The organism is Pseudomonas sp. PDNC002, from assembly GCF_016919445.1.
Classification (GTDB): Bacteria; Pseudomonadota; Gammaproteobacteria; order Pseudomonadales; family Pseudomonadaceae; genus Pseudomonas.
Genome location: NZ_CP070356.1, coordinates 183,986 through 198,648, shown reverse-complemented (window position 1 = coordinate 198,648; position 14,663 = coordinate 183,986). Strand labels below are relative to the sequence as shown.

At 65.6% G+C, this 14,663-nt stretch carries 12 protein-coding genes; 8 read left to right on the top strand and 4 right to left on the bottom strand.

Features of this window, described 5'->3' with window-relative positions; translation table 11 throughout:
* Positions 1–180: 180 nt before the first annotated feature.
* Positions 181–1,392, bottom strand: coding sequence for an MFS transporter (locus JVX91_RS01010; RefSeq protein WP_205337613.1), 1,212 nt, complete (start codon positions 1,390–1,392; stop codon positions 181–183).
* Between the two features lie 333 nt (positions 1,393–1,725).
* Here JVX91_RS01010 and JVX91_RS01005 point away from each other — a divergent pair, with 333 nt between their 5' ends.
* The 5 genes from JVX91_RS01005 to JVX91_RS00985 are packed head-to-tail and all read left to right on the top strand — an operon-like array spanning position 1,726 to position 7,841.
* Entirely contained in the window at positions 1,726–4,557 is a 2,832-nt protein-coding gene (locus JVX91_RS01005; RefSeq protein ID WP_205337612.1) for a xanthine dehydrogenase family protein molybdopterin-binding subunit, read from the top strand.
* On the top strand, positions 4,550–5,089 hold the full coding sequence (locus JVX91_RS01000; protein WP_024764769.1) for a (2Fe-2S)-binding protein: 540 nt from the start codon (positions 4,550–4,552) through the stop codon (positions 5,087–5,089). Before JVX91_RS01005 ends, JVX91_RS01000 begins: the two co-directional genes overlap by 8 nt.
* 2 nt (positions 5,090–5,091) lie before the next feature.
* Positions 5,092–6,303 (top strand): cytochrome c, encoded by a 1,212-nt coding sequence (locus JVX91_RS00995; protein WP_205337611.1) that lies wholly within the window; start codon positions 5,092–5,094, stop codon positions 6,301–6,303.
* A 3-nt stretch (positions 6,304–6,306) separates the two neighbouring features.
* Entirely contained in the window at positions 6,307–7,278 is a 972-nt protein-coding gene (locus JVX91_RS00990; RefSeq protein WP_205337610.1) for an XdhC family protein, read from the top strand.
* Positions 7,275–7,841 (top strand): nucleotidyltransferase family protein, encoded by a 567-nt coding sequence (locus JVX91_RS00985; RefSeq protein WP_205337609.1) that lies wholly within the window; start codon positions 7,275–7,277, stop codon positions 7,839–7,841. The genes JVX91_RS00990 and JVX91_RS00985 overlap by 4 nt, the downstream gene beginning before the upstream one ends.
* 252 nt (positions 7,842–8,093) lie before the next feature.
* Here the strand turns inward: JVX91_RS00985 and JVX91_RS00980 are convergent, their stop codons facing one another.
* Together JVX91_RS00980 and JVX91_RS00975 are read right to left on the bottom strand one after the other, a co-directional pair.
* Positions 8,094–8,957, bottom strand: a complete 864-nt coding sequence (locus JVX91_RS00980; protein WP_205337608.1) for an alpha/beta fold hydrolase — start codon at positions 8,955–8,957, stop codon at positions 8,094–8,096.
* Between the two features lie 65 nt (positions 8,958–9,022).
* Positions 9,023–10,147, bottom strand: a complete 1,125-nt coding sequence (locus JVX91_RS00975; RefSeq protein ID WP_205337607.1) for a class I SAM-dependent methyltransferase — start codon at positions 10,145–10,147, stop codon at positions 9,023–9,025.
* Positions 10,148–10,490: 343 nt separating this feature from the next.
* On the opposite strand from JVX91_RS00975, the gene JVX91_RS00970 reads away from it, so the two are divergent.
* The 3 genes from JVX91_RS00970 (at position 10,491) to JVX91_RS00960 (ending at position 14,141) form a co-directional block, all read left to right on the top strand.
* On the top strand, positions 10,491–11,483 hold the full coding sequence (locus tag JVX91_RS00970) for a TRAP transporter substrate-binding protein (RefSeq protein WP_205337606.1): 993 nt from the start codon (positions 10,491–10,493) through the stop codon (positions 11,481–11,483).
* A gap of 114 nt (positions 11,484–11,597) precedes the next feature.
* Entirely contained in the window at positions 11,598–12,374 is a 777-nt protein-coding gene (locus JVX91_RS00965) for a ferredoxin--NADP reductase (protein WP_184592127.1), read from the top strand.
* A 216-nt stretch (positions 12,375–12,590) separates the two neighbouring features.
* Positions 12,591–14,141 (top strand): TerC family protein, encoded by a 1,551-nt coding sequence (locus JVX91_RS00960; RefSeq protein ID WP_205337605.1) that lies wholly within the window; start codon positions 12,591–12,593, stop codon positions 14,139–14,141.
* 24 nt (positions 14,142–14,165) lie between these two features.
* Here JVX91_RS00960 and mscL read toward each other — a convergent pair whose 3' ends face one another.
* The gene (mscL, locus tag JVX91_RS00955) at positions 14,166–14,582 is read right to left on the bottom strand and encodes a large-conductance mechanosensitive channel protein MscL (protein WP_205337604.1); all 417 of its coding nucleotides are present in this window, start codon (positions 14,580–14,582) and stop codon (positions 14,166–14,168) included.
* Positions 14,583–14,663 lie beyond the last annotated feature (81 nt).

Genomic DNA, 14,663 nt, shown 5'->3' with positions numbered 1-14,663 from the left:
CGTGGACTGTTCCCCTCACCCCAGCCCTCTCCCGTAGGGAGAGGGGGCCGTCCTTGCCAACTGACGCAGTGATTTCATCCTGCACCGACCAGTCCCCTCTCCCTACGGGAGAGGGTTAGGGTGAGGGCGTGCCTCGCGTCGATGTTCGCGAGCAAGCTCGCTCCTACAGAAACAGCAAACTCAGTGCAACTTGTCGCGCTTGGCCAGGGTGGGGAACAGCTTCATCCACGCGCCGGTGACAACCAGCGTACCGACACCGCCGAGCACCACCGCCGGCACCGTGCCGAGCCAGTGTGCAGTGACGCCGGACTCGAACTCGCCCAGCTGGTTCGAGGCGCCGATGAACAGGCCGTTCACCGCGCTGACCCGGCCGCGCATCTCGTCCGGGGTTTCCAACTGCACGAAGGCGCCGCGGATGACCATGCTGATCATGTCCGCCGCGCCCAGCACCACCAGCACGGCGAGCGAGAACCAGAAGGACGTCGACAGGCCGAAGGCGATGGTGGTGACGCCGAACACGCCCACGGCGGCGAACATGATCCGCCCGACGTTGCGCTCGATGGGGAAGCGCGCCAGCCAGAACGACATCAGCAGCGCGCCCACCGCCGGGGCCGAACGCAGCAGGCCCAGGCCCCAGGGGCCGGTGAGCAGGATGTCCTTGGCGAACACCGGCAGCAGCGCGGTGGCGCCGCCCAGCAGCACGGCGAACAGGTCCAGCGAGATGGCGCCGAAGATGTCCGGGCGGCTGCGGATGAAGCGGATGCCGGCCAGCAGCGATTCCAGCGTCGCCTTGCCCTGTGCCGCCGGCGCCTGGCGCTTGGGCAGGGTCAGCACCAGGGTGCAGGCGATGAAGTAAAGGATTGCGGTCGGCGTGTAGACCCAGAAGGCACCAAAGGCATAGAGGAAGCCGCCGAAGGCTGGCGCGGCGATGGTCGCCGCCTGCATGGCCGAGGCGGATGCGGCGACGGCGCGGGGGAACAGCGCGGTGGGGACGATGTTCGGCAGCAGCGCCTGGGTGGTCGGCATCTCGAAAGCCCGCGCGGTGCCGAGCAGGAAGGCCATCACGAAGATCATCTCGCGGGTCACGTTGTCGGTGCTGGCGCCCACCACCAGCGCTACGGCGATCAACCCCTGGGCGACCTGGCAGAGCGAGGCGATACGGCGGCGGTCGTAACGATCGGCGACGTGGCCTGTGTGCAGCATGAACAGCACGCGCGGAGTGAACTCCACCAGCCCGACCAGACCCAGGTCGAGCACGTTGTGGGTCAGCTCATAGATATGCCAGCCGATGGCCACGGTGATCATCTGGAAGGCGCTGGCGGTGCAGACGCGGGCCAGCCAGAAGGCGAGAAAAGGGCGGTGACGCAGCAGGGACGTGGCTTCGGCGGTCATCTTGGCGGCTATTCTGGAGGGTTCGTTAGGAGGCTAAGCAAGGGCTGCGCAGCGTAGCACGACGTAACACTTTTCCGCTTGTCGTCGGCGGATTCCGCAATTGGCGAATAGTCGCTAGCCGTCGACTAAAATTTGCGCTGGCGCGACAAGCTGCCCGATTGACTTTGCTTCGCCCCCTTTAGGTGCGTTAAAGTTGACAGAAGAGTCAGGTTTTCCTGCAGGATCTTTCCTCCGGCGCCACCCCCGAGACGCCCGCGATTCCGCGGCCTCCGAACTCTCTCCAGCACCGAAAAAAACCACATGGGCGGGCCTCCACCGTCCAGAGGATGAACCATGTCCAACCGTGATATTTCCCGGCGCGCCTTCCTGCAAGGCGGGCTGATTGCCGGTGTCAGCGTGACCATGGCGCCGCTCGGCAGCCGGGCCTTCGCTGCCCTGATGGAAAACTCCGTCACCGTCTCGCCCCAGCAGTGGATGGGCCACGACGGCAAGGCGCGCTTCCGTAACGACGCGCTGTCCAAGGTCTGCGGCAACAAGGTGTTCGCCCGCGACATCCGCTCGAAAGACATGCCCGGCTGGCCGCAGCAGCAGGGCCACGCCATGCTGCTAAAGACCATCAAGGCCGACCGCATCTTCGACGGCATCGACCTCGCCTGGCTGGGCGCCGAGCTGCAGCCGGACCGCATCGTCACCGCCGACGACCTGGACAAGGACGGCATCGTCTTCCCCGAAGCCCACGCCCCGGACCCGCTGCTGCCGCGCGGCAAGGTGCCGATGTTCATCGGCCACCCGGTGGCGATCCTGATCTGGAACGACTTCGAGCGCTTCCGTCAGGCCAAGCTGAAGATGAAGTTCAACGACAAGGCGATCCGCTACGGCGCGCAGGCGCCGCTGTACCAGGGCGATCCCTACGGCAGCTTCCGCTACGTGCGCGTCGGCGGGGCGACTTCGGCCGATCCGGACGAGTTCTCCAGCCTCAAGGACTCGATCCTCTTCCCGATGATCCGCGAGCGCAAACCGGTTTGGAACCAGCAGCCCAACCAGCACGGTGACCTTACCGAGCAGGGCCTGTTCTACGCGCAGAAGATCAAGGACCAGATCGAAAACCCGCCGGAGAACTGGCTGGTCTTCGACGAACGCTACAAGACCCCGTCCATCGAGCCGGCCGCCATGGAGCCGGACAACGGCAACGGCTGGTACGACCCGGCGAGCAAGACCCTGCACTTCGTGGTCGCCACCCAGTGCCCGTTCGAAGCGGCCTACGAGACGGCGCACATGATCGCCCCGTCGCGCTTCGGCCTGGCCAAGCTGAACATGCACCCCGGCTACACCGTGGGTTACGGCTCCAAGGACCACAACATCTTCGTCTACTACGCGGCCCTGGCTGCGCTGTACGGCAACGGTGTGCCGGTGCGCCTGGCCAACGACCGCTACGAACAGTTCCAGAGCGGCATCAAGCGCCACCCGTTCGACATCCGCTACCAGCTCGCGGTGGACAAGAAGGACATGACCTTCAAGATCTTCCGCACCGAGATGAGCGTGGACGGCGGCGGCCGCATCAACTACAGCCCGTCCGTGGCCGCCGTGGGCGCCACCGCTGCGCAGTCGATCTACTACATGCCGCAGAACGACCTGCAGGTGACTGCCTACCATTCCCGCGCCGTCGAGGCCGGGTCCATGCGTGGCTACGGCACCCTGCAGAGCATGGCCGCCACCGAGATGATGGTGGATGAGATCGCCGGTCGCCTGGGCGTCGACGCCATCGAACTGCGCCGCGTCAACGCGCTGAAGTCGGGCATGAAGAACACCCAGGGCGCGATCCCTGCCGGTGCCCTGCGCCTGCACGAAATCCTCGACAAGGCCGCCGCCCACGAGTGGTGGAAGACCCGCGACGCACGCAAGCAGTCGATGGACGCCAAGGACGCGGACCACTGGTACGGCGTCGGCTTCGCCATCTGCCAGAAGGACTTCGGCACCGGTTCGGAAGCGCCCATGGCGAGCATCGAGTTCGATGCCACCGGCAAGGTGCACATGCGCCACATCGGCATCGAGATCGGCACCGGGATGTCCACCTCCCAGGCGCTGGTGGTGGCCGACTTCCTCGGCAAGCCGGCGGACGAGATGAAGACCGCCGAAACCGAGTGGCCGGAACTGCAGCTGATCAGCGGTGAAGACCCCTACACCATGAGCCAGCCGACCCAGGACGAGAAGTTGCGCAACCCGCGCTGGGTCGGCAAGTACGCCTCGGCGTCGTCGGCGACCAACTCGGCCTACTACTTCAGCCACGCCACCCGCGAAGCGGCGCGCGTGCTGTTCAACCACGGCCTGTGGCCGGCGGCCCTGGAAATCTGGCGCCGCGGTCCGTTCAACGGCGCCGCCAACCCGCTGGTGGTGCGCCGCGAGGACGCCCACTGGGTCGACGGCAAGCTCACCGCCAACGGCCTGGAGCCGCTGTCGTTCGCCGAGCTGGCTCAGGTCGCTCACGAGAAGGGCCTGGTCACCGGCGCCACCGTCCACGGCTTCAACCGCTGGAGCTGGGCGGAGTGCGACTACGTCATCGACGGCGTGCGCGACCGCCTGCCGCTGGACGCCCTGGCCGTGAAATACGGCGACGGCGCGCCGGGCGTGAAGAAGGCGCAGATGAACAGCGCCGGCTTCCACCTGCTGGATCGCCAGAACGTGGCCTATCCGCCGGTGCAGCTGAATAACGCCGCCGTGACCTACTACAGCCCGGTGGCGACCATCGTCGAGCTGAAGGTGAACAAGGGCAACGGCGAAGTCAGCGTGCTCAACCACCACAGCTGGATCGAGTGTGGCCGCGTGCTGGTGCCGGAACTGGTGAAAGGCCAGATCGAAGGCGGCACCGCCATGGGCATCGGCCATGCGCTGCTGGAAGACATGCCGCTGTACGAGGGGGGCCCGGGCGAGGGCGACTGGAACTTCAACCGCTACCGTCTCCCGAAGGCGAAAGACGTGGCCGTCTGGCAGCAGAGCTCGGAAATCCTTCCGCCGCTTTCGCCCAGCGACCCGTCCAAGGGCATCGCCGAAGTGGTGATGATCCCGGTGGTCGGCGCCATCAGCAACGCCGTGGCCCACGCCATCGGCAAGCGCGTCCGCGACCTGCCCATCACCCCCGCTCGCATCAAGGAGGCCCTCAATGGCTAACCGTCCGCTCAACCTGACCTTGAATGGTCAAACCGTCGGTCCGGTCGAGGTTCCCGAGGACCTGCCGATGATCGACTACCTGCACGAGTACCAGAACCTCACCGGTTCGCGCCTGGGCTGCGGCCAGGGCATCTGCCACGCCTGCGTGGTGATCGTCGACAACCCCGACGGCACCAGCGAGGAAGTGCGCACCTGCATCACCGGCGCGCACTATTTCGAAGGCAAGAAGGTGCGCACCATCGAGGGCCACGCCAAGCGCGAGGAAGACGGTTCGGTGAAGGAGCTGAACCCGATCCAGCAGAAATTCGTCGACCGCTTCGCCTTCCAGTGCAGCTACTGCGCACCGGGCTTCGTCAACGCCGCCACCGTGCTGGTGGAGAAGGCCCAGCGCCAGCCGTTGAAGAAGAGCGAACTGGAATCGACCATCGAGGCGAGCCTCGGCCATCACATCTGTCGCTGCACCGGGTACGTGCGTTACTACGACGCCACCCGTGAAGTGCTGACCGATCTCGGCCTGGTCAAGGAGGGTTGAGCATGCAGCGCATTCTTTCCGGCCTCGCGCTGGCTGTCGGCCTCGGCCTGGCAGTGAGCGCACAAGCTGCTGACCAGGAGCTGATCAAGCGCGGCGAGTACGTCTCCCGCGCCGCCGACTGCATGGCCTGCCACACCGCCGAGGGCGGCGCGCCGTTCGCCGGCGGCCTGCCGATCCACTCGCCGTTCGGCACCATCTATGGCAGCAACATCACCCCGGACAAGGACTTCGGCATCGGCAACTACAGCGCCGACGAGTTCTTCGCCGCCCTCACCGAGGGCAAGCGCAAGGATGGCGCCAACCTCTATCCGGCCATGCCCTACACCTCGTACCACCTCATCAAGCGCGAGGACAGCGATGCCCTCTACGCCTACCTGATGAGCCAGACCCCGGTGCACCGCGCCGCGCCGGAAACCAGCCTGAGCTTCCCGTTCAACGTGCGCCTGGGCCTGAGCGGCTGGAACATGCTCTACGGCAAGAGCGTCCAGCTGCAGAACACCGAGGGCAAGAGCGAGCCCTACAAGCGCGGCCAGTACCTGGTGGAAGTGCTCGGCCACTGCGGCGAGTGCCACACCCCGCGCAACCAGATCGGCGCCCTGGAGCAGGACAAGCGCCTGACCGGCGGCCTGCTCAACGGCTACAGCGCCCCGAGTCTGCTGGCCCAGGACCTGGCCGAGCGTGGTTGGACCAGCGCCGACCTCACCGGCTTCCTCAAGCACGGCATGAGCCCGCAGGGCAGCATGTTCAACGAGATGTTCCCGGTGATGCACCTGAGCACCCAGCACCTGGGTGACGAGGACCTGGCCGCCATGTCCACCTACCTGCTCGGCGAACAGCCGCCGCAGGCCAAGGTGGTCAAGGCAGTGGCCGAGGACCAGCTCAGCGACAGCGCCAAGCGTGGCCGCCAGCAGTACCTCAACGTCTGCGCCGGCTGTCACGGCAACGATGGCGAGGGCAAGCCGCACATCGCCGTGGCCATGCAGGGCAACACCACCCTGCGCCTGGCCGATTCGCGCAACCTGGCCAAGGTCATCGTCGAAGGCATCCGCGAGCAGCAGTTCACCGGTTTCGAGCGCATGCAGCCGATGCCGGGCTTTGCCGACAAGCTCAGTGACGAGCAACTCGCGGACCTCATCAACTACCTGCGCCAGGCCTGGGGTGGCCTGCCGGGCGATCTGGGCGTACAACAGGTTGCTCAGCTGAAGTCGGAGTAATTCGTGCAGCATCTCGATCTGCAAGTGGTCCGCCAGGCGCTCCAGTGGTCCTCCGCTGGCCAGCGCGTGTGGCTGTGCAGCGTGCTCTTCACCTACGGCTCGGCGCCCCGCGCGCCGGGCTCGTTGCTGGCGGTCAACGCCAGCGGCCAGTGGGTGGGTTCGCTGTCCGGCGGCTGCGTCGAGGATGACTTCCTCGAACGCGTCGCCGCAGGCGAGTTCAGCGAGCCGGTAGTCGTCGTGCGCTACGGCGACGGCACCGATACCCGCACGAACATCCGCTTGCCCTGCGGCGGCATCCTCGACGTCCTGGTGGAAAACCTCGCGCCCGATTGCGACGTGCAGGCCCACCTGCGTGAGCTGGAGTCGGCACTGCTCGGCCAGCGTCGCCTGCTGCGTGAAGTGAATCTGCAGAACGGCAGCCGCCGTCTGAGTGACGACCATGAGTACGGCCCGCGCGTGGAACGTGACGAAGCCAGCGTTCGCCTGCGCGTCGGCGCGGCACAGCGTCTGCTGTTGGCCGGCTACTCCAGCGTCGCGCATTTCTGCGCGGAGTTCGGCAAGGGACTGGGCTTCGAGGTGATCCTCTGTGATCCCCGCGAAGAGGCACTGGACGGCGTGGTGCTCGATGGCATCGAAATCCGCCGCGAGCTGCCTTCGGTGTTCATCGCCAACGGCGGCTGCCATGCGGATACCGCGGTGGTGGCGCTGACCCACGACCCGAAGATCGACGACCTGGCGATGCTCGAAGCCGTGCGCACCGAGGCCTTCTACATCGGCGTCATGGGTTCGCGCACGACTTCCGACAAGCGCCGCGAGCGCCTGCACCGCATCGGTGGCCTGAACGAGACGGAGCTGGCGCGCGTGCACGCGCCCATTGGCCTCAACCTGGGTAGCAAGACCCCGGCGGAAATCGCCCTGGCGGTGCTCGCCGACATCCTGCGCACGCGCAGCGGTGTCGCCCGCGAGGCGCTGTGACAGTCGTCGCGCTGATCCTGGCCGCCGGCCAGGGCTCGCGCTTCGGCGCGGACAAGCGCCGTGCAGTTCTTCCGGATGGGCGCAGCCTGCTCGCGCATAGCGTCGAGCGGGCGCAGGCCGTATTCGATGACGTGCGGGTGGTGCTGCGCGATGGAGAGAGAGCGGATGACTTCGGCCTGCCAGCCGGCTGCCGTGTTATCCACAGCCCGGACGCAGCGCTTGGCATGGGGCACAGCCTCGCTGCGGGTGCAGCCTCATTGCAGGATTCCGACGCTCAGGCCGTGGCCATCCTGCTTGGCGACATGCCTTGGATCGCTCCGGAAACCCTGCGTGCGCTGGCCGATGCGGCCGGTGCCTCGACCATTCTCTTCCCGCTTCACGATGGCCAGCGTGGCCACCCCGTGCTGTTCGGTCGTGACTTCTGGCCGGAGCTGACGCAGCTCACTGGCGATGAAGGCGCCCGCGCGGTGGTGCAGGCGCATCGTGAAAGTTGTGTCGTCGTCGAGGTGAAAGACGCGGGTGTTTTGCGAGACGTGGACACCCCGGACGTCCTGCGCTCCTGACAGGTTCGCGAGCACCGAATCTCGCGGATTCAGCGCTGTTCCAGCCAATGTGCGATACGCGGCCAGATTTCCTGGCTGGCATTGCGCGACAGTGTCGTAGGGCGAATAACGCGCCAGCGTTATCCGCCGAGCAGATGTCGGCGGATAACCTGTTCCAGGTTATGCGCCCTACGGTGCTACAGGTATGCACGGGCGCGCTCTGTGTAGGAGCGAGCTTGCTCGCGAACCCCGGCAGCATCGAATCTCGCGGTTTCAGCGCTGCTCCAGCCACTGCGCGATACGCGGCCAGATTTCCTGGCTGGCATTGCGCGACAGCAGCAAGCGGTTATGGCTGTAATCTTCCCGCGCGCCGGTTGCCAGGCCGAACAGCTCCAGCTTCGTGTCGTTGCCGCCAAACGCTTTCACCAAGGCCTCGCACCCGGCAACCGGAGCGATGAAGGTATCGCCGCTACCTGCCACGCCTAGCACCGGTAAATCGACGTTCGCCATTCCAGCCAGATAGTCGAACCCCGCCAGCGAATCGAAGCGCCGTCGCAGGTTCCACTGGCACCACTGACGCATCAGCCGTGCACTCTCCGCCTCCGGCCCGACGCTCTTCGCCCGGCTGGGCGCGACGCGCCGCCAGCGCAGCAGCCAGTCGTAGCCGAGCACGGCGAGCCGATGAGAAAGACTGGCCCCGGCCGCCGTGGCCTGGGAGCCGATCAGCACCATCGAGCGCAGCCGCCGCTGCGCCAATTCCGGATTGCGCGCCGCCCACATCGAGACGATCAGTCCGCCGCCGGAATGGCCGATCCAGTGCAGCGCCGTTTGTCCGCTGCGCTGGCTGACCGCTTCGAGAATCGCCGGTACGTCCTGCTCGGCCACGTCATCGAAGCTGTGGATAAAACCGTTGCGCTCACTGTCGCCATGGCCGCGCCAGTCGAACAGCCAGCAGGCGAACCCTTGCCCGGCAAGGTAGTTGGCCAGCCCAAGGCAGCTTCGATGGTTGGAGAAGGTGCCGTGGGTCAGCACGATGGGCACGCCATCCGCCGGCCCCACGAGGCGCAGTGCGAGGTTGACGCCGTCGGCGGTGCGGATCAGTTCCGGTGTAGACGGGGAGGGCTCTTGTGCGGTCATGGCGTGCGTCCTGGCGAAGGCGATCCATGCTGCTCCGGCGCGCGGGCCGGAGCAATCCCGCCTGCTTATTTGGTCGCTTTCAGCACCACGAATTTCGGATTTGCCGCCACCTGCTCCACGCCGCGGAACAGGCGCTTGAGCTTGGCGTGGTAGCCCAGGTGGCGGTTGCCGACGATCCACAACTCGCCGCCCGTAACAAGCGCTGCGCGGGCCTGCTGGAACATGCGCCAGGCGAGGAAGTCGCCGACCACCTGCTGCTGGTGGAAGGGCGGGTTGCACAGCACCAGATCGAGCGAATCGGCAGGCTGGCTGGCCAGTCCGTCGTCGGGATGGATATCCACAGGTCGGTCGCCCAGCGCTGCCTGCCAGTTCTCGCGAGCCGATTGCACGGCCATGTACGACTCATCCACCAGGGTTAGCTCGGCCTGTGGATTCAGCAGGGCAAAGGCGATGCCCAGCACGCCGTTGCCGCAGCCCAGGTCGGCGGCGCGTACAGCGTGGTGGATTTGCGGCAGGTGCGGGAGGAAGGCGCGGGTACCGATGTCCAGGCCGTCGCGGCAGAACACGTTGGCGTGGTTGACCAGGGTGAGCGCCGGTTTGTCCAGGCGGTAGCGCGTGGGGTAGGGCGAGGAGGGCGCGGGGCGTTGTTCGGCGGTGGCGACCAGCAGGCGGGCCTTCTTCACCGCCAGCGACGCTTGCATCGGGCCGATGTACTTTTCCAGCAGGTCACCGGCGGCGCGCGGCAGGTGCTTGATCATGCCGGCGGCGACCACCTTGGCGCCCGGCGCGAGCTGGCCGTACAGGCGGATCAATTGTTCCTCCAGCAGCGCCAGGGTCTTGGGCACGCGCACCAGCACGTGGTCGAACGGGCCCTGCGGCGTTTCGCTGGAGGGCACGAAAGCCAGCGGCGCGTCGCTCAGGCCGTTGCGTTCCAGGTTGCGCTGCAGGGCGATGAAACCCAGGTGCGAATCACCGCTGCTGGTCAGCTTCACGTGGGGCGCGAGGCTGGCGGCGAGTGCGCCGAAGCTGTCGTTGAGCACCAGCACCCGGCTGTCCGCACCAACGCCTTGTTCGTGCAGGTGCGCGAGCAGGTATTCGTCCGACGCATCGAAGGCCTGCAGCGGGTCTTCGCGCTGTTCGGGGTGACGGACCAGATCGAGCTGGGCGAAGGGGCTGGCGAGGACGGGCATGGGACTCTCGAACGAAGAAGGGCTGAGAACGGATGGAGCTGGAAGTCGCAATGAGACGAGGCTGATTGCAACGAGATTGTCATCAAACTGAGAAGCAGTTGGCCATCATCTGCTTGTGCAGGGCGGCGTTATACCGAAAAATTATGACCTATCCGCCCGCTGCCGTCTTTCCATCGCTGCGTGGCGGCCTCCCAATAATAACCGGGCGCTCCAGGCGACCCGGTAGGGCCCGATCCCGGAGCACGCCTCCGCCGACCGACGGCCACCACTCCAAGTCTTCACGAATCCTCGACACGCGACATTCGTTCGCGCGCCGGGCTATTGCCATTGCATAAGGATGTCGATGTACAAGTCGTTGCTCGGGGTGGCCCTGTCCGCCCTTTTCCTAGTGGCTCAACCGGCCGTTGCCGATGCGCCCATCGTGATCAAGTTCTCCCACGTCGTTGCCGACGACACGCCGAAGGGCCGCGGCGCGCTGCTGTTCAAGAAGCTGGTGGAAGAGCGCCTGGCCGGCCAGGTGAAGATCGAAGTATTCCCCAACTCCACGCTGTTCGGCGATGCCGACGAACTGCAGGCCCTGCAGGACGGCAAGGTGCAGATGCTGGCGCCGTCGCTGTCGAAGTTCGAGGGCTACACCAAGCAGCTCGAAGTCTTCGACTTGCCCTTCCTGTTCGATGATCTGGAGGCGGTGAAGCGCTTCCAGAAGCGCGACAAGAGCCGCGAGTTGCTGCACTCCATGGCGCGCTCGGGCATCTACGGCCTGGCCTACTGGAACAACGGCATGAAGCAGCTTTCCGCCAACCGCGAGCTGCGCGCGCCGGCCGATGCCAAGGGCCTGGCCTTCCGTATCCAGCCGTCCTCGGTGATCAACGCCCAGTTCGGTCTGCTCAACGCCACGGCGGTGAAGATGCCCTTCGCCGAGACCCTCAAGGCGCTGCAGGACGGCAAGGTGCAGGGCACCGAGAACACCTGGTCGAACATCGGCAGCCAGAAGCTCGATACGGCCCAGCCGTTCATCACCGAGACCAACCATGGCGTGCTCAGCTACATGGTGATCAGCAACCAGAAGTTCTGGAACAGCATGCCGTACCCGGTGCGCACCCAGCTGGAGAGCATCATCGAAGAGGTCACCGTCGAGGTGAACAAGGACGCCGAGGCGCTGAACCAGAAGGAGCGTGACCATGTGGTGGCCAACGGCAAGGCGCGCATCATCGCCCTGACGCCGGCCGAGCGTGACGTCTGGCGCACCGCCATGCAGCCGCTGTGGAAACAGTTCGAAGGCGAGATCGGCACCGACGTGCTGCGCGCCGCCCAGGTGGTGAACCGCAAGCACTGATCTGCTGATCTGGCGCAGGCTTGTAGCGATCTCCCCGGATAGCCACAAGCCTTGCGGGTGTTTCTATCGCCCTGAATACGGGAAAATGAGCCGTTGCCTGCAAAGGAGCGGACGATGACCGCCAGCGAAGAGAAGTTCACCCGCCAGACCCTGCTGGAGGTGCAGACGCTCACCCCGAGCCTGTTCACCCTGCGCACCACCCGCGACAGCGGTTACCGCTTCCGCGCCGGGCAGTTCGCCCGCCTGGGCGTGTACAAGCCCAGCGGCAGCATCGTCTGGCGCGCCTACTCGATGGTTTCGGCGCCCCACGACGACTTCCTCGAGTTCTTCTCCATCGTCGTCCCTGGTGGTGAATTCACCAGCGAGCTCAGCCGCCTGCGCGTTGGCGACCAGCTGCTGGTGGATCGCCAGGCCTTCGGCTTCCTCACCCTCGACCGCTTCCCCGATGGCCGCGACCTGTGGCTACTGTCCACCGGCACCGGGCTTGCGCCTTTCCTGTCGATCTTGCAGGACTTCGAGGTATGGGAGCGCTTCGAGACCATCAAGCTGGTCTACAGTGCCCGCGAGGAAAAGGAGTTGGCCTACCGCGACCTGATCGCCAGCTTCGGCGCGATGGAACACCTGGCTGAACATATCCACAAGCTGCAGTTCATCCCGGTGGTCACCCGCGAGCAGGTGCCCGGCTGCCTGAATGCACGGATCACCACGCTGATCGAGAACGGCGAGCTGGAACGCGCCGCCGGGCTGGAACTCACCCCGGAACATTCGCGGGTGATGCTCTGCGGCAACCCGCAGATGATCGAGGACACTCGCGCGGTGCTGAAGGCACGTGGCATGAGCCTGGCGCTGACGCGCAAGCCGGGGCAGATCGCCGTGGAGAACTACTGGTAGAGCTGTCGATAGATTTTGAAAAGATTGTCCGCTTAAACGCAGTAGCGTTTTGCCCATAGGATGGGCGTCCGTTTTTCCTCAATGGACCCTGATGGACAGTCAAAGTACCACCCCGACCCCGGCAGCCCCGGCGGTCGGCAAACCTCCCCCGGCATCCGCGTTCGCGGATGAGATTTTCCAGCCTGCCATGGTGCGCACCCTGCGAGGTGTAACGACATGGAATGGTTGATGGACCCCACGGCCTGGGTCGGACTGCTCACGCTGATCCTGCTCGAGCTGGTCCTCGGTATCGATAACCTGGTCTTCATCGCGATCCTTGCGGACAAGCTGCCGCCGCACCTGCGCGACCGCGCGCGGCTGATCGGCCTGTCGCTGGCGCTGCTGATGCGCCTGGGCCTGCTGGCGAGTATTTCCTGGCTGGTGACGCTGACCGAGCCGCTGATCGACGTATTCGGCAAGACCTTCTCCGGTCGCGACTTGATCATGCTGTTCGGTGGTCTGTTCCTGCTGTTCAAGGCGACCCTGGAGCTGCACGAGCGCCTCGAAGGTCGCGTACACACGGCAAACGGCAAGCGCATGTACGCCGCCTTCTGGCCGATCGTCGCGCAGATCGTGGTGCTCGACGCGGTGTTCTCCCTCGATGCGGTGATCACCGCCGTGGGCATGGTCGAGCAGCTGGAAGTGATGATGATCGCGGTCATCTTCTCCATCGGCCTGATGATGGTCGCCAGCAAGCCGCTGACGCGCTTCGTCAATGAACACCCGACGGTGATCATATTGTGCCTGGGGTTCCTTCTGATGATCGGCTTCAACCTCACCGCCGAGGGCCTGGGCTTCCACATCCCGAAGGGCTACCTGTACGCCGCCATCGGCTTCAGCCTGCTGATCGAGGCGGTCAACCAACTGATGCGCTGGAAGCGCCAGAAGAGCCAACGCGGGCAACGTGGTTTGCGCCAGCGTACCGCCCATGCGGTGCTGCGCCTGATGGGCGGCAAGGTCGATGCCGATGAGGTCGGCGAGGAAATCGCCGACCTGGTGGGGGCGGACGATGGCGCCGAGGCGCCGTTCGACCGCCGTGAGCGGGTGATGATCAGCGGCGTGCTGGGTTTGGCCGAGCGTCCGGTGAAAGCCGTGATGATCGACCGCCAGCGCGTGCACCGCGTGGACGTCGCCGACAGCCCGGAGAACATCCGCCGCGCACTGCTGGAGTCGCCGTACTCGCGCCTGCTGGTGATCCGCGAGGGCAACATCGACGAGCCACTGGGCTATGTGCACAAGAAAGAGCTGTTCTCGGCGCTGCTGCAGGGCCGCGAGCTGGACATCCTGCCGCTGCTGCGCGAACCGCTGAGCCTGCCCGACAGCAGTAGCGTGCTGGGCGCGCTGGAGCTGATGCGCGAGGCCTCGACCCACCTGGCCTTCGTGGTCAACGAATTCGGTGGCTTCGAGGGCATGCTGAGCATGACCGACGTGCTGGAGGCCATCGCCGGTGAACTGCCGGACGCCAGCGAGGTGTCGGGTACCGACATCGAGGCGGAGGCGGGTGCCTACCGGGTGGACGGCGCGGTAACGCTGAGCGCGTTGGCCGAGCGGGTCGGCTTCCACGCCCGCCCAACGGCTGAGTACCAGACCCTCGGCGGGCTGGCACTCAAGCACCTTGGCCGCTTGCCGGCCAAGGGAGACACGCTGGAACTGGGCGGCTGGCGCCTGGAGGTGACGGACGTCAGCGAGCGGCGCATCGGCCGCGTGCTGCTGACGCCGCCAGCCTGATCCGGCTGAGGATCAGAGATCTGCTCAAGGAGCGCGGTTGTTCTGCTGCTTGAGCAGGTCGCGGATCTCGGTCAGCAGGGTTTCCTCGGGCGTAGGCACCGGCGGAGCGCTGGGCTCGACGGCTTCTTCACGCTTGAGGCGGTTGATCGCCTTGATACCCATGAAAATGGCGAAGGCGACGATGATGAAGTCCAGGCAGGTCTGAATGAACTTGCCGTAGGCCAGGACCACCGCGGGCACATCGCCTTCGGCAGCCTTGAGCGTGATCGCCAGGTCCGAGAAGTCCACACCGCCGATCAACAGGCCGATGGGCGGCATGATCACGTCGCCGACGAAGGAAGACACGATCTTGCCGAACGCGGCGCCGATGATGATACCGACGGCCATGTCGACGACATTGCCCTTGACGGCGAAGGCCTTGAACTCGCTAAGCAGACTCATGCACAGACTCCTTGTTACTTAAGAGGGGACAGCTGGCAGTTTAGCGGCCCGATCCGGCATGAACACCCCGAACGGCGGTAA